Genomic DNA, 15,252 nt, shown 5'->3' on the forward strand with positions numbered 1-15,252 from the left:
TTTACAATATTAACTTTTCCTTTTAAAGTTTTCAAGTATTTACTTCGTTCTTTCCATTTTATTCCAAATGGGGAATAGTAGTAATCTTGTTAATACATACAAATTTAATATCCCATAAACTGGATATATGTAGCTAATTAGTGTAGAAAATCCAAGCGTGGTTAAGGGTATCATTGTAACTAAGATTAAAATAACTAGCAAGCTTAACGGGAGATTTAAAAAGTCCTGTATTCTTGTTACAAGTCCCAACACCCCTGCGGCGGCTGTTGTAAAAATTGCAAACCAAAGTAAAATACTCATAAATATGAGTATTTCAAATGGATAACCTTTTAAAATTGCAAATAATGGGATCTCATATAATAGTATCTCGTCCGCAATTTGAATTAAACTATTGTTATATACATAGGAGATGACACCTAGTGTAGCCCCACTGCCAATACAAGCAATCCATATTTCCTGTTTGGAGGTGACTTTATTACCAATCGCTCCTAAAACAGCGATTAATGGCAATATATTTAATGCTGTAAACGGAAATGCGGCAGTCCAGTTTCTTTGTTCATGCCAATGTGAAAACAATGCCAGATCCTGATCAAACGTAAATAATAATAAAATATACAAAAGTCCACCCAATAAAAGCGGCAAAACGAATTGATTCATAGATAAAAGGCCGTTTATATCTTTCATGAATAAAACGATGAGTGCGATGACTATAATTACTATTCCCCACCAATAGGAGAAGTTAAACGCCTGTCCAGTTGCCCCGCTCCCTGCAATCATGACGACAGTAGTGGTAAACAAATATAAAAAAATCATGACATCATAAATTTTTGTAAGTCTGGCTCCCACAATATCACGTAATACAGGGAGATAATGTGTTGATTTTCTTTGATAGCTAACGTTCATAATAACAAAACAGGATATAGTAAAAAATATGACAAACAATACAATAGCCAGTCCACTTTCATGCCCAAAAAACTGCCATAGTTCCCTACCGGAAGCATAACCTGCTCCAATTGTTGTCCCAATAATTAAAAACATCCATTTCAGACCTGCACGCATCGCATTTCCCCCAATATTTTTAGAATCTATGTATAGAACGATAAAAACATCCGTATACTATACCAATATGTTTGTGGAGGATAAGCTATGAATCTAAAGAAACGATTTAGTTCAATAAATGAAAATTTCCGCATGTTACATACAGATGATACATTAATCCCTGTAATGAGTGAAAAAGTTATTTCATGGCTTCCGGATTTCCCACGGGAATATGTAATTGTCTGTATCGGTACGGATCGCTCAACGGGAGATGCACTTGGTCCCTTAACAGGAACACTGTTTTCTGAAATGAAACCAAAGCATATGACTGTTTATGGCACCTTACACAAACCGGTACATGCCACAAATCTAAACGAATATACAGATATCATTAAATCAAATCATAGTAACCCCTTTATTATCGCAATAGATGCCTGTCTGGGCAAAACCACTTCGGTTGGACACCTGATTGCAGGCGCAGGTCCATTAAAGCCTGGGGCAGCCTTAAACAAGCCCCTGCCATCCATTGGAAACATCCATATTACGGGGGTTGTAAATATAAGCGGGTTTATGGAATATTCTGTTTTACAAAACACAAGATTGTCCGTTGTAGTGGACATGGCACAAAAAATTGCAGAATTACTCGATATCATTGATCAGCGCTTAAAATATAATTATTCTTCTCCCGCAATTTTATTAAAGCAGGAGAAACAACAAAAAATATGAGTTTGTTAATCCCCCTTTTATATAAAGGCTCTTTTTGTAATTTTCTTTTAAAACTTCGTAGTTAATATAAACTGCGAAGTAATAGATGATCACTAGTCCTTATTACCGCTCTGGAAACACATTTCGCTTTCCGCGGGCGGCTGGTGAGCCTCCTCGTGCTACGCACTGCGGGGTCTCACCTATGCCTTTCCTCCCGCAGGAGTCTTCAATGTGTTTCCTCCGCTGGGATGGTGCTTTCACTTTCAAAGGATGATTTAACATTTGATTACATCAAACTATTAAGATAATCCTTACTAGCGTAGGCAGAATACGAAGACTCCAACGGGAACAGCACGTGTCCGAAGACCCCGCAGAGTGGTTTTCTCGAGGAGGCTGAGGCCGTGCGCGTGGAAAGCGAAGTATTCTGCCGGAGCGAGATTTAGCGGTCAACCATCATTAGAATAAGAGAAAGCGTCATGAGATAATTTTCACTGTGTCGCATTTTACATCGACTACGGAGAAATAACAAAATAGCTTTATATAAAAAACACCGTGCCTGTAAATAGCGCACGGTGTTTTAGTATATCCGGTTATCCTGATCCAACATCCCTTGGTGTAGATTTCTTCTTTCTTCCTTTAAGTATTTTATCTGCCTTGTTGAAAGCCCACTGTAATGCTAATCCTTGTAATACAACACCTATTATAGAGGTTCCTGTTAGAACCCATATCGTGATTGAATCCTCTATCGCAAATATTCGATGGCCAAAAAATAATAAATGACTAAACACTGCAAAAAGCGCATGGAAAAAGGTGTTTACAGTGCTTTCCACATTCCAAACAACAAGGGACGCGGCTAATAATACGAAGAACAACAATGATAAAGCGATAATCAATGACCTATAGGTTAACTTTTCTATAAATGGTGTTACATAGTATTTGGTTATTGTTTTAATCCGAAAGAAATAAATGATCCTTACAACTCTAGCCATTTGGAAAAATTGATCAAATGGAATAATAGCGATTAAAAGAAATGGATTTTGTTTAATAAAGTTCCACTTTTCCTTCGACATGATAAATCGGATAATAAAGTCGATAAAAAACACTGCCCAAACAACCCAATTTATAGTTGAATTATATGTGTTTTCCGCCCAAATTGTAATAATTGTAAGCATTACAAGGAGAATCATTAGTCCTTCATATATTATTTTCATTACTTGTTGCATGATGCTGCTCTCCCCTATTAACAGGATAATTCAGTTTCTAAAATAATTGATAGATATAATAGATAAAACCAACAGTCACAATCGAAGGCAATAGATTTCCCACACGAATCTGCACTACTTTTAATAGATTAAGACCAATTGCCAGTATTAGAAGTCCTCCTACTGCAGTTAATTCCACAATCATCCCATTTAAAAATGTTTCCGGTATCCACTTTTCAATTTGTGTAGCAAGTAATGCTATAGCTCCCTGATATAATACGACTGGAACTACGGAAAGAATAACTCCAAAACCTAAAGTTGTTGTTAATACGAGTGCAACGAATCCATCAATAACCCCTTTGGTAATTAATATTTCATGATCACCACGAATTCCACTATCTAAAGCTCCTATGATAGACAGTGCTCCAATAACAAAAATTAACGATGCAGTTACAAAACCCTGAGCAACGCTGAAATTTTCATTCTTCGTTGTAATTTTACTGCCTATCCATGCCCCTAAACGATTTAATCCTTCTTCAAGATGAATAAATTCACCAATTATTGCCCCCGTTAATAAACTTAATAAAACAACGATGATTATTTCCGTAGAAAAGGCCATTTGTAATCCTATCAATAGAACTGAAAGACCAATTCCATGCATTATTGTTTCTTTATAACGTTCAGGTATTTTAGTGAAAAATAATCCAAGTAGACTTCCTACTACAATTAATGCTCCATTTACTAATGTTCCATATAATACCATTGCCCCATCTCCAATATGTTAAAGTTCATTGTATGCAGCAGCTATTTCCTTGATAGCCTGTAAAAACACTTCTATTTCTTTTTCAGTGTTATATATACCTAAACTAACTCTTACAATTCCTTGTTCCTTTGTTTTTAAAGTATAATGTGTCAATGGACTACAATGCAATCCTGCACGAACAGCTATATTATAGTGCGAGTCCAGTACCAGGGCTATTTCCTGAGAGTCTACTCCATCAATATTAAACGCAACAATTGGCATTCGATATACTTTTTCATCTGGGCCATAGCATGTAACACCAGGAATGGTTTTTAGCTCTCTTAACATTTTTTTCGTTAGCATTGTTTCACGTGGAACATTTTCATCTTTTCTATGTTCATAGGCTAATAAAGCAGCATATAACCCGGCAATACCTGGTGTATTTAATGTACCACTTTCCAGTTTTTCAGGATATTGATCAGGTTGAACAGGATCCTCTGAAAAGCTGCCCGTTCCTCCATGATGTAATGGTGATAAATCAATTTCCCCTTCTAATAAAAGCATGCCAGTACCCTGTGGTCCCAACAAACCCTTATGGCCAGGAAAAGCTAGCATATCAATTCCAAGTTCTTTCATATGTATATTTTCATATCCTGCAGTTTGTGATGCATCTATTAATGTTAATACATTATTGCTTTTTGCTATTTTCATTATTTGATCAATCGGAAGGATTGCACCAGTAACATTGGAAGCATGTGTCATAGCAATTAATTTGGTTTCATTTCTAATTTCTTTTCTCACAGCATCAATAAAATGATCACTATCATCATTCCATTGAATAAAGGAAACTTCCACCCCATACTTCTTTTTTAAAAATTCCAAAGGACGTCTAATTGAATTATGCTCAAAAGATGTAGCTATAATATGGTCACCCTTTTGCCAGGTTAGGCCTTTAATGGCTTGATTTAGTGCGATGGTGGCATTCGAATAAAACAATGCCTTCTTTGGATCACTACAGCCAAATAATTCAGCTGCTTTTTCCCTAGTTTTATTTATAATAATAGCAGCCTCCCTGGCCGGCGAATGTCCTCCCCTACCCGGATTTGCACCAATATTATTCATAAAATTAACCATTGCTTCGCTAACCTCAGGAGGTTTAGGAAAAGAAGATGCAGCCTGATCAAAATATATCATTTGATTATCCCCCTTAGATCTTTCCTCTTATTATAGCAAAAGACTGACGAAATATGGTCGTCAGTCTTTGTAATTAATGTGATTCTATTATTTTTCTAATACCTCAATGATTCGTTCCAGATCATCATCGGTATAAAATTCAATTTCAATTTTCCCTTTTCGTTTTCCACGATGAATACTTACCCCTGTACCTAAACGTTCTCTTAATACAGACTCTCTTTCTAGAAGGAAAACATCCTTTTTGGGCTTGTCTTTTTTGGTTTTCGGTTTTTCATTTAATTCAATGATTAACTGCTCCACTTGTCTTACATTTAATTTATCTTGACGTATCTTATTTACAAATGGAAGTAGTTTGTCTTTATCCTTTAAACCCAATAATGCACGTCCATGACCCATAGAAAGTTCACCATTGTTAATATATGCAATAACCTGGTCAGGTAAAGAAAGCAATCGAACTATATTAGCAATATGGGAACGACTTTTCCCTAAACGTTTTGATAATTCTTCTTGTGTAATCTTTAATTCACTCATTAGATTTGCATAAGCATGGGCTTCTTCAATCGGCGTTAAATCTTCACGCTGGAGATTTTCAAGCAATGCAAGCTCCATCATTTTTCCATCAGTTAATTCTTTTATAACGACAGGAACCTTTTCAAATCCAGCTTCTTTTGCTGCACGAAAGCGTCTTTCACCAACAACAATTTCATACCCTTTAATACTTTTTCGGACAATTAATGGTTGAATAATACCATATTCTAGAATAGAATCCTTTAATTCCTCTATTGCATCAGCGTGAAATGTTTTTCTTGGTTGATAAGGATTTGGCCTACATTCAGCAATAGAAATTTCTTGGATTGCTTCATCATCCTGACTATCAATCTCGGGAAAAAAAGCATTAATACCTTTACCTAACCCTTTCGCCATTGGCCATCACTTCCTTAGCTAATTCAAGATAAACCTCTGCCCCTTTGGACCTTGGATCATACGTAATAATTGGTTGACCATGACTAGGCGCTTCACCCAGGCGTACATTTCGGGGAATAATAGATTTATAGACTTTATCTTGAAAGTATTTTTTTACCTCTTCAATCACCTGTAAACCTAAATTTGTTCGTGCATCAAGCATTGTAAGTAATACGCCTTCTATCATTAATTCCTTATTCAGATGTTTTTGCACCAGTCTTATCGTATTTAATAATTGACTGAGACCTTCCAGTGCATAGTATTCACATTGAACTGGTATCAAAACAGTATCTGAGGATGTTAATGCATTTATTGTAAGCAAACCTAATGAAGGCGGACAATCGATAATAATATAATCATAATGCTCTTTCAGTTTTTCCAATGATTTTTTCAAGCGAATTTCCCGTGAAATAGTTGGGACTAATTCAATTTCTGCACCAGCAAGTTGAATAGTTGCAGGTATTATATCCAAGTTGTTTACATTTGTAGGTATAACAACCTCTTCAGCAGGTAAATCTTCTACCAGTACATTATAGATACAATTATTAACATCTGCTTTGTTAATTCCTACCCCACTTGTAGCATTACCCTGAGGGTCTGTATCTACAAGCAATATTTTATTACCCAATTGCGCAAGACATGCGCTTAAGTTAACCGACGAAGTTGTTTTTCCTACACCACCTTTTTGATTTGCGATGGACATTATTTTTCCCATGTTGACACCTACCTATTATAAAACTTGCATTTTCGACTATTAATTATGACGAATTTATTAGTTGACTTTAAATGTATAAATACATATATTTCTTATTTTATCACTATTTCTATGAAAACAACTATTAATATTACTTTTGTTATAAAATCGTAATTTATGATGGGTTTTTACTATATACTTGAAGAAATTATGTTGTTATAAGAAGGAAATCGTTTTTTAATCTTAAACTGTAGGAAATACCCATCTGTTCGGGAATAGATGGGTATTATCTAACACATATAATAAATGAATTATTTCTTTTTTGGTATCTTTATAGTAATTTGATAATAATCATCAAGTTCTTTTTCATCAGATTCTACTTTAACTCCAGTATCTGATACCATATTTAATGATTGGCGAATCGTATTCATAGCTATTCGAATATCTTTGTTAAATCCTTTTAATTTTGTACGCTTTTTCTTTGAGTCATTCTGCGGGTTTTCCATTTTGGTAATCCGCTCTTCTGTCTGTTTTACATTGAGCTCATTTTCTATAATATCCTGTAAAAGTTTATGCTGCTTCTCAGGATCGTTTAATTTTATTAAAGCTCTGGCATGCCTTTCTGTAATTAACTTATTTAATAATGCTTGCTGAACTTCTTCAGGCAACTTCAATAATCGCAGCTTATTTGCAATGGAAGATTGGCTTTTACCCAGTCTTTGAGCTAACGCCTCCTGTGTTAATGAATGAAGTTCCAATAGCTTGGCATAAGCTGTTGCCTCTTCAATTACAGTCAATTCTTCACGTTGAAGGTTCTCTATTAGAGCAACTGAAGCAGTTTCTGCATCAGACATCTCACGTATGATCGCTGAAATATTTTCCCATTCCAGTGTTTGAACAGCACGCCATCTTCGTTCCCCTGCAATAAGCTCATACTTATCGTCTTCTGAATTTATTTTCCGGACGACAATTGGTTGGATCATACCATGTGTGTTTATCGTTTGAGCCAGTTCTTTAATTTTTTCTTCACTAAAAATTGATCTCGGCTGAAATCGATTTGGTGAAATTTTATGAACAGGAAGCTGAATTACTTCATCTGGATGATAGCTTTCTTCTTCTGGTTCAGAAGCTGATTTATCCCCCAAACCAAATATTCGATTAAAAGGCTTTACCATCAACAGACACCACCTTTATATTCTATCTTAATTAAGTAAGATTATCAGGATTATCTCTATGTATATTAAAATTGTTTCACGTGAAACAATTGGATTTATAAGTTTATGAAACTATTAGAACTATTAAGACTAGTATAACATGAAAAAGGAACAAAAAGAAAAAACGCGACAACATAAAACTGCTGTGCGAATTTAATTGGCAATTTCAGTTTGTAATCCTATATTACCATAATTTTTACAACAAAAGAATGAAATAGCAAAAATATATCATTGTACAATCAGATATATTTTATTTAGTAATTAAACATGTAGAATTTTCACTCTATTGGTTCTTTATTTGGTGTACCAGCTTTTCTAGGATACTTTTTAGGTGTTTTTCTATTTTTGTTTATCACTACAATCGAACGTTCACTATCTTCCTTTGGCAATGTAAAAGTAAACGTATCAACTACTTCCCCACCTAATATTTCAACTGCAGCTTGAGCATTACCTAATTCCTCGTTTGCTTGTGCACCTTTCATCGCTATGAATACCCCATTCTTTTTCACTAATGGTAAACATAATTCGCTTAATACGGACATACGTGCAACCGCTCTGGCTGTAACAATATCGAAGGTTTCCCTGAATTCACTGTTTTTCCCAAAGTTTTCAGCACGATCATGATAAAATGCAACATTGCTTAAGCTTAGTTTATTAGCTAACTGATTTAAAAAACCTATTCGCTTTTGTAATGAATCAACAATTGTTACCTTTAATTGTGGAAAGCATATTTTAAGTGGAATACTTGGAAATCCAGCACCTGCACCTACATCACATATATGTATATCATTTGTAAAATCATAATAAAATGCTGCTGAGATGGAATCATAAAAGTGTTTTAAATACACATCTTCTTTGTCTGTTAATGCTGTAAGGTTTATCTTCTCATTCCACTCCACCAATGTTTCATAATAAATGGAAAATTGTTCCAGTTGATAATCACTTAATTCAATTCCCTGTTCGATTAGCGCTTTTGTAAACTGTTCTGGATTCATAAATATGACAGTTCCTTCCTTTTAAATTTTAGAAAACTTGGCTTATCGCCAAGCCTTAATGGCGAAAGCCTTAGTTGCACTTATACTGATTTCCTGAAAAAAGTTATATTTTCCTATCAGTGGTACAAAAGACCACCAATCCTTGTCGGTGATCTTCTGCAACAATGTTAATTAATTTGCAATTCGTGCTATATTTCCCTGTTCAATATATATAAGCAAAATAGATACATCCGCTGGGTTTACGCCGGATATTCTCGATGCTTGACCAACTGATAATGGTCGCACTTTTTTCAGCCTTTGCTTCGCCTCTGTAGCAATTCCACTAATATCATCATAATCAATATCATCAGGTATCTTTTTATCTTCCATTTTTAACATACGTGCAACTTGTTCATTTGCTTTCTTAATATAACCTTCATACTTAATTTGAATTCCTACCTGTTCTTTTACTTCTGTAGAAATTTCAGGATTTGTTTCAATCATTTGATCGACCAAATCATAAGAAAGTTCAGGTCGTTTCAGTAAATCATATGCTTTTATTGCTTCTTTTAAAGGAGTGGCACCAGCTTCTGTCATCACTTTATTAACTTCTTCATTTGGTTTTATGGTTATCTTACTTAAACGTTTTTTCTCTGCTTCTACTAAATTCTTTTTCGCAGCAAATTTCTCGTAACGTTCCTCTGTTATTAAACCAATGTCATGTCCAATTTCAGTTAAACGCAGATCTGCATTATCATGACGTAATAATAAACGGTATTCCGCACGTGATGTTAACAGACGATATGGTTCATTTGTTCCTTTTGTTACAAGATCATCAATTAACACACCGATATAAGCTTGTGAACGATCCAAAATTACAGACTCTTTGCCTAATACTTTTGCTGCTGCATTAATTCCTGACATAATTCCTTGTGCTGCAGCTTCCTCGTATCCGGAAGTTCCATTAATTTGTCCAGCTGTAAACAGTCCAGGAATATTCTTTGTTTCCAGTGTGGGCCATAGCTGTGTTGGAACAACTGCATCATATTCAATTGCATAGCCTGCACGCATTATTTCAGCATTTTCCAGACCCTTTACACTTCTTACCATTTCATGCTGAACAGATTCAGGCAAAGATGTTGATAGCCCCTGTACATATACCTCTTCAGTATCCCTTCCCTCTGGTTCAAGGAAAATTTGATGACGAGGTTTGTCATTAAAGCGAACAATTTTATCTTCAATCGATGGGCAATAACGCGGACCTGTGCCACGTTTCATACCTGAATACATCGCTGAAAGTTTTAGATTTTCATTAATAACTTGATGGGTAAATTCGTTTGTATATGTTAACCAGCAAGGAATTTGATCCGTAATGAATTCTGTTGTTTCATAGGAAAAGCTCTGTGGCTTCTCATCCCCTGGTTGAATTTCTGTTTTAGAATAATCAATCGTATGACTGTTCACACGTGGTGGTGTTCCTGTTTTAAATCTTGTTAGTTCAAAGCCAAGCTCTTCCAAGTGCTCAGAAAGTTTTACAGATACACGCTGGTTATTTGGGCCACTTTCATATTCCAGGTCACCCATCAATATTTTTCCGCGCATAAATGTTCCTGTCGTTATAATAACTGTTTCCGCACTATAAGCTGCTTTCGATTCTGTAATAACACCTTTACATACGCCGTCTTCAACGATTAGTTGATCAACCATTCCTTGGCGAAGTGTCAGGTTTTCTTGGTTTTCGATAATACTTTTCATTTCTTTTATATATAAAGGTTTATCTGCCTGTGCACGTAATGCTTGTACAGCAGGTCCTTTTCCAGTATTTAGCATACGCATTTGAATATGCGTTTTATCAATAACTTTTGCCATAACTCCACCTAGTGCATCAACTTCACGCACTACGATTCCTTTAGCAGGGCCACCTAGTGAAGGATTACATGGCATAAAAGCGATCATATCCAGATTTAATGTGAGCATTAACGTTTTTGCACCCATTTTTGCTGCGGCTACACCGGCTTCTACGCCAGCATGACCGGCACCAATAACGATTACATCATAATGGCCAGCATTGTATGTCATTGTTCTTCATCCTTCCTGATTTAAATGATAGACGTTCTATATTTTAAAAGTATACTTTATTTTATAAATAGCTAACTAAAATTATTTCCCTAAACAAAATTGTGAGAATAGCTGATCGATTAGGCCGTCACTTGCTGTATCACCTATTATTTCTCCTAAAAACTCCCATGTTCGCGTTACATCGATTTGAACAATGTCCATTGGCATCCCAAGTTCAATGCCTTCCATAGCTTCTTCCAATGCATTTTTAGACTGCTTCAGTAATTGAATATGCCTTACATTGGATACGTAGGTTAAATCACCTGAGTCAATTTCTCCTGCAAAGAATGTTTTTGCGATGGCTGCTTCGAGCTCGTCCACCCCTTCTTCTTCAATCAGAGAAGTCGTAACAATGGGATTACCTTCAGCCATTTCATTGACCCTATTTAAATCGAGTTTTTGCTCGAGATCGGTCTTATTTATGATTACAATATATTCAAGTCCATGTATTGCTTCAAAAAGCTTAACATCTTCATCTGTTAGCTCATCATTATAGTTTAACACAAATAAGATAAGATCAGATTCCTTCAATACCTGTCTGGATCGTTCCACACCAATCTTTTCGACAATATCCTCGGTTTCACGAATACCTGCTGTATCTACCAGGCGTAGTGGAACACCACGTACATTTACATATTCCTCAATGATATCCCTTGTTGTTCCAGGTACTTCGGTTACAATTGCCTTATTTTCCTGGACAAGTGTATTCATTAACGAAGATTTCCCTACGTTGGGACGTCCAATAATTGCTGTTGCAAGTCCTTCACGTAAAATCTTCCCTTGTTTTGCTACTTCCAAAAGTGATTCAATTTCCATTAGAACCTCTTTCGTCTTCTTTTGCATCATTTCATGTGACATTTCTTCCACATCATCATACTCTGGGTAATCAATATTAACCTCAACATGTGCAACAGTTTCTAATAAATCCTGCCGCAGCCGCCGAATTAACCCGGATAACCGACCATCCATCTGTTTTAGGGCCACAGACATTGCCTTATCTGTTTTGGCACGAATTAGATCCATTACCGCTTCTGCCTGTGATAAGTCAATCCTGCCATGCAGAAAAGCACGCTTTGTAAATTCCCCAGGCTCAGCTAATCTAGCACCACTATTTAAAATGATTTCCAGTACCCGATTGACAGCTACCATTCCACCATGACAATTTATTTCAACTACATCTTCACGTGTAAATGTCTTTGGTGCACGCATGACGGAAACCATTACTTCCTCAGCAACTTCTTTTGTTCCTGGATCAATAATCTTACCATAATGAATTGTATGGGAATCTGCTTCATTTAAATTTTTACCACTAAATAAATTCATGGTAATTGAAATTGCCTTCGGACCACTCAACCTCACAATTGCAATGGCACCTTCTCCAATCGGGGTTGATATTGCAGTAATTGTATCAGTCTCCATTTGCTTTCACCTCCAACACTTTTTCTTACTTTATCTATGTCAATAACGAAATATATTTTTTACGTCACTAACAAAATAGAATACCACATATTTATTCAAAAATAAACTTATCCACAAAAATAATTTAAAGTAATTTAAAAACCGTTTATACACAGTGTGGATAAACGGTTTCCTTTTTATAGATTTTTAAAGTTGTGGGACTGCACTTCGTTCGCCCCATCAAAATACTGGGCCATACTAATTAGAAATGAAAGTTGAGAGACAAAGCATGATAGTTGAGAGATCAGACGGCAAACTTGAGAGACACTTGGTAAAAGTTGAGAGAAAACAAGGGATTTTACAATTATCTCTCAACTTTATAGGCTTATCTCTCAACTCCATAAGCTTCTCTCTCAACTTTGCCTGCTTTCGGCAAAAATACTGGTAAATTTTATACTTTCTAACCATTTTAAAATAAAAAGTCCCGGGTTTCCCCGGGACTTCATTTAATCCTTATGGTTTTATCACAATATGACGATGTGGCTCTACGCCATCAGAATAGGTAGAAACCTCACCACGTTCCTGCAAAGCACTATGAATAATTTTGCGTTCAAATGCCGGCATTGGCTCGAGCGCTACCTTTTTATTCAGTCGTTTTGCTTTGTCAGCCATTTTTAATGCCAGGGATTGCAGTGTTTCTTTTCTCCGACCGCGATATCCCTCTGCATCCAATGTGACAGTATAGAATTGTTTCCCATCTTTATTTAGTGCAAGATGAATCAAATATTGCAGGGCATTTAGTGTCTGCCCGCGTTTACCAATCAGTAAAGCGATATTTTCACCATTCATTTCAAATGTAACATGATTTCCATCAACGGTTGTCGTAATATCTACTTCAATATTCATATTACTTGTAACTTCTTTAATAAATTTCTCTGTCTCTTGGATTTGATTTTTAGCGATTGTTACTTTAACAAAGGCACGCTTGGATCCAAATAAACCTAGTAATCCTTTTTTACCTTCGTCAATTACATCGATTTCCACCTGGTCCCTGGTTGTGTTTAACTGCTCTAATGCTGATTGGACCGCTTCTTCAACTGTTTGTCCGCTGGCAGTTAGTTCTCTCACTTTTTGTCTCCTCCAGTATCCGTATTCGCAGTCTTCATCATTGGTTTACGAATGAAAATAGTTTGAGCAACCATAAAGATATTACCTACTACCCAGTAAAGTGCTAATGCTGCCGGGAAGAAGAACGCAAAAACAGTAATCATGATCGGCATAACATAAAGCATTACCATCATTTGCGGATTTTGTGCCGCAGGACTTCCTGCCATCATTAATTTTTGCTGCAGGAATGTAGCTGCACCGGCTATTATTGGTAAAATATAATCCGGTGACCCTAGTTCAAACCATAGGAAATTATGTGAACTAACTGCTTCTGTACGCATAATTGCATGATACATCGCAATTAAAATAGGCATTTGAACAAAAATCGGTAAACACCCTGCAAGTGGATTTACCCCATGCTTTTGGAACAGAGACATTGTTTCCTGCTGCAGTTTTTGCTGTGTTGTCGCATCTTTAGAACTATATTTTTTCTGAATTTCTTTAAGTTCCGGTTGTATATCCTGCATTGCCTTAGAACTTTTCAATTGTTTTACGTTTAATGGTAAAAGTATCAAACGGAAGATAATAGTTACTATTACAATGGATAACCCATAATTTTCACCAAATAAATTAGCAAAATATGTGATCAACCATGATACTGGATACACAAAATAGCTATTCCAAATACCATCACTCTCAGAAGTGATTGGTTGATTAATTTCTGTACAACCTGAAAGTATTGCAAGCAATCCAATGAGGACGACAAGCATTAAATACTTTTTACGCAAAGTGTTTCCTCCTAATTATCAAAACATAAAGATTGTTTCAATAGGTAATTTCTATGTATTTTTTCTACATGCTATTTTATCTTAAATAAGTGCAAGAATCTATTATAATGTAAGATATTACGATTATTTTTTTAGTAACCGTTCTTTATATAATAAATGGGTTAAACTTTTCTTTACTTCTTTGGAGCCCATCTGCTTTGTCGGCTGTCTAGCAATTATTACAATATCGTAAGACTCCAAAATATTATTTTCCAACTCGTGAAAGGCCTCGCGCAAATATCTTTTAATTCGATTTCTTGTAACTGCATTTCCGATTTTCTTACCTACAGAAAGGCCAATACGAAAGTGTTCCTGGTTTGTTTTCTGTACATAATATATGACAAGCTGCCGATTTGCAAAAGACTTCCCATGTTTAAATGCATGCTGAAATTCTTCATTCTTTTTAATACGAAATTCTTTTTTCATGTTATCACCTTTACTAGCAATCACCTACACACTTATCCATGATCTATGTATGAAAACAGCATTTCCAGCTGTTTTCATATTTATTCTTCTAAAATCGGAAAAAAGACCACTGACTTTTCAGTGGCCTATGCAGATAATACTTTTCTTCCTTTACGACGACGACGAGCTAGAACTTTACGTCCATTTTTAGTACTCATACGTGTGCGAAAGCCGTGTACTTTTTTGCGTTTACGATTATTTGGTTGAAACGTTCTTTTCATGTATCTTGCACCTCCTGAAAAGGATGAAATATCCAATTTAAAACCTATCCTATGGACAGTCTTTGTAATTATACGTAAAACTTGCACCATCTGTCAACTTCATTTTTATTTTTTTTACTTAAGTCGTCTTTTAAATGGATTTTACCCATACCATTCTTTTTTTAATTTTATCTGCTATTCCTTTCTATCCACAGGTCCATGTTTAAAGAAATTCGACATTTTTTTCTATCCACATCAAACATCGACAGGTTAATCACAAAATATAGTAGTGTGGATATTTTTTATGTACAAGCTGTGGTTTTTGTGGATAAAGGTCGAAAAACCATTGCACACTCCCCTTTTATTTGATATCATATTTGTGTTTAACTCATAAAATAAATAACAGACCTT

General features: G+C 35.5%; 15 protein-coding genes. 1 reads left to right on the forward strand and 14 read right to left on the reverse strand.

The window, feature by feature from the left end; genetic code table 11:
- Positions 1 to 39: 39 nt before the first annotated feature.
- Positions 40 to 1,059, reverse strand: a complete 1,020-nt coding sequence (locus CIL05_RS16250; RefSeq protein ID WP_095656595.1) for a hypothetical protein — start codon at positions 1,057 to 1,059, stop codon at positions 40 to 42.
- 87 nt (positions 1,060 to 1,146) lie between these two features.
- Between CIL05_RS16250 and yyaC the strand changes: the two genes are divergently transcribed.
- Positions 1,147 to 1,764: a spore protease YyaC gene (gene yyaC, locus CIL05_RS16255; protein WP_095656596.1), complete on the forward strand. Its 618-nt coding sequence runs from the start codon at positions 1,147 to 1,149 to the stop codon at positions 1,762 to 1,764.
- Between the two features lie 569 nt (positions 1,765 to 2,333).
- Here the strand turns inward: yyaC and CIL05_RS16260 are convergent.
- The 13 genes from CIL05_RS16260 to rpmH form a co-directional block, all read right to left on the reverse strand.
- Positions 2,334 to 2,966, reverse strand: a complete 633-nt coding sequence (locus CIL05_RS16260; protein WP_095656597.1) for a transporter — start codon at positions 2,964 to 2,966, stop codon at positions 2,334 to 2,336.
- A 37-nt stretch (positions 2,967 to 3,003) separates the two neighbouring features.
- Positions 3,004 to 3,708, reverse strand: coding sequence for a DUF554 domain-containing protein (locus CIL05_RS16265; protein WP_095656598.1), 705 nt, complete (start codon positions 3,706 to 3,708; stop codon positions 3,004 to 3,006).
- Positions 3,709 to 3,726: 18 nt separating this feature from the next.
- Positions 3,727 to 4,881 (reverse strand): aminotransferase class V-fold PLP-dependent enzyme, encoded by a 1,155-nt coding sequence (locus tag CIL05_RS16270; protein WP_095656599.1) that lies wholly within the window; start codon positions 4,879 to 4,881, stop codon positions 3,727 to 3,729.
- Between the two features lie 87 nt (positions 4,882 to 4,968).
- The gene (locus tag CIL05_RS16275; protein WP_095656600.1) at positions 4,969 to 5,805 is read right to left on the reverse strand and encodes a ParB/RepB/Spo0J family partition protein; all 837 of its coding nucleotides are present in this window, start codon (positions 5,803 to 5,805) and stop codon (positions 4,969 to 4,971) included.
- Complete coding sequence (locus CIL05_RS16280; RefSeq protein WP_095656601.1) at positions 5,786 to 6,559, reverse strand: ParA family protein; 774 nt, start codon at positions 6,557 to 6,559, stop codon at positions 5,786 to 5,788. Before CIL05_RS16280 ends, CIL05_RS16275 begins: the two co-directional genes overlap by 20 nt.
- 290 nt (positions 6,560 to 6,849) lie before the next feature.
- On the reverse strand, positions 6,850 to 7,713 hold the full coding sequence (gene noc / locus CIL05_RS16285; RefSeq protein ID WP_095656602.1) for a nucleoid occlusion protein: 864 nt from the start codon (positions 7,711 to 7,713) through the stop codon (positions 6,850 to 6,852).
- A gap of 317 nt (positions 7,714 to 8,030) precedes the next feature.
- A complete protein-coding gene (gene rsmG, locus CIL05_RS16290; protein ID WP_095656603.1) occupies positions 8,031 to 8,747 on the reverse strand; it encodes a 16S rRNA (guanine(527)-N(7))-methyltransferase RsmG in 717 nt (238 codons plus the stop codon).
- A 171-nt stretch (positions 8,748 to 8,918) separates the two neighbouring features.
- Positions 8,919 to 10,805: a tRNA uridine-5-carboxymethylaminomethyl(34) synthesis enzyme MnmG gene (gene mnmG, locus CIL05_RS16295; RefSeq protein ID WP_095656604.1), complete on the reverse strand. Its 1,887-nt coding sequence runs from the start codon at positions 10,803 to 10,805 to the stop codon at positions 8,919 to 8,921.
- Positions 10,806 to 10,886: 81 nt separating this feature from the next.
- Positions 10,887 to 12,263 (reverse strand): tRNA uridine-5-carboxymethylaminomethyl(34) synthesis GTPase MnmE, encoded by a 1,377-nt coding sequence (gene mnmE, locus CIL05_RS16300; protein WP_095656605.1) that lies wholly within the window; start codon positions 12,261 to 12,263, stop codon positions 10,887 to 10,889.
- A gap of 492 nt (positions 12,264 to 12,755) precedes the next feature.
- Positions 12,756 to 13,370: an RNA-binding cell elongation regulator Jag/EloR gene (gene jag / locus CIL05_RS16305; RefSeq protein WP_095656606.1), complete on the reverse strand. Its 615-nt coding sequence runs from the start codon at positions 13,368 to 13,370 to the stop codon at positions 12,756 to 12,758.
- Positions 13,367 to 14,137, reverse strand: coding sequence for a YidC family membrane integrase SpoIIIJ (gene spoIIIJ, locus CIL05_RS16310; RefSeq protein ID WP_095656607.1), 771 nt, complete (start codon positions 14,135 to 14,137; stop codon positions 13,367 to 13,369). Before spoIIIJ ends, jag begins: the two co-directional genes overlap by 4 nt.
- Positions 14,138 to 14,260: 123 nt before the next feature.
- The gene (rnpA, locus tag CIL05_RS16315; protein ID WP_095656608.1) at positions 14,261 to 14,602 is read right to left on the reverse strand and encodes a ribonuclease P protein component; all 342 of its coding nucleotides are present in this window, start codon (positions 14,600 to 14,602) and stop codon (positions 14,261 to 14,263) included.
- A 125-nt stretch (positions 14,603 to 14,727) separates the two neighbouring features.
- Complete coding sequence (rpmH, locus tag CIL05_RS16320; RefSeq protein WP_019377820.1) at positions 14,728 to 14,862, reverse strand: 50S ribosomal protein L34; 135 nt, start codon at positions 14,860 to 14,862, stop codon at positions 14,728 to 14,730.
- Between the last annotated feature and the right edge of the window lie 390 nt (positions 14,863 to 15,252).

The organism is Virgibacillus profundi (assembly GCF_002287375.1).
GTDB lineage: Bacteria > Bacillota > Bacilli > Bacillales > Amphibacillaceae > Virgibacillus_K > Virgibacillus_K profundi.

Coding starts and splice junctions, on each gene's coding strand:
- rpmH (WP_019377820.1), bottom strand. CDS start 14,862: ATGAAAAGAACGTTTCAACCAAATAATCGTAAACGCAAAAAAGTACAC.
- mnmG (WP_095656604.1), bottom strand. CDS start 10,805: ATGACATACAATGCTGGCCATTATGATGTAATCGTTATTGGTGCCGGT.
- CIL05_RS16260 (WP_095656597.1), bottom strand. CDS start 2,966: ATGCAACAAGTAATGAAAATAATATATGAAGGACTAATGATTCTCCTT.
- rnpA (WP_095656608.1), bottom strand. CDS start 14,602: ATGAAAAAAGAATTTCGTATTAAAAAGAATGAAGAATTTCAGCATGCA.
- CIL05_RS16270 (WP_095656599.1), bottom strand. CDS start 4,881: ATGATATATTTTGATCAGGCTGCATCTTCTTTTCCTAAACCTCCTGAG.
- yyaC (WP_095656596.1), top strand. CDS start 1,147: ATGAATCTAAAGAAACGATTTAGTTCAATAAATGAAAATTTCCGCATG.
- CIL05_RS16265 (WP_095656598.1), bottom strand. CDS start 3,708: ATGGTATTATATGGAACATTAGTAAATGGAGCATTAATTGTAGTAGGA.
- CIL05_RS16275 (WP_095656600.1), bottom strand. CDS start 5,805: ATGGCGAAAGGGTTAGGTAAAGGTATTAATGCTTTTTTTCCCGAGATT.
- CIL05_RS16250 (WP_095656595.1), bottom strand. CDS start 1,059: ATGCGTGCAGGTCTGAAATGGATGTTTTTAATTATTGGGACAACAATT.
- noc (WP_095656602.1), bottom strand. CDS start 7,713: ATGGTAAAGCCTTTTAATCGAATATTTGGTTTGGGGGATAAATCAGCT.
- rsmG (WP_095656603.1), bottom strand. CDS start 8,747: ATGAATCCAGAACAGTTTACAAAAGCGCTAATCGAACAGGGAATTGAA.
- mnmE (WP_095656605.1), bottom strand. CDS start 12,263: ATGGAGACTGATACAATTACTGCAATATCAACCCCGATTGGAGAAGGT.
- CIL05_RS16280 (WP_095656601.1), bottom strand. CDS start 6,559: ATGGGAAAAATAATGTCCATCGCAAATCAAAAAGGTGGTGTAGGAAAA.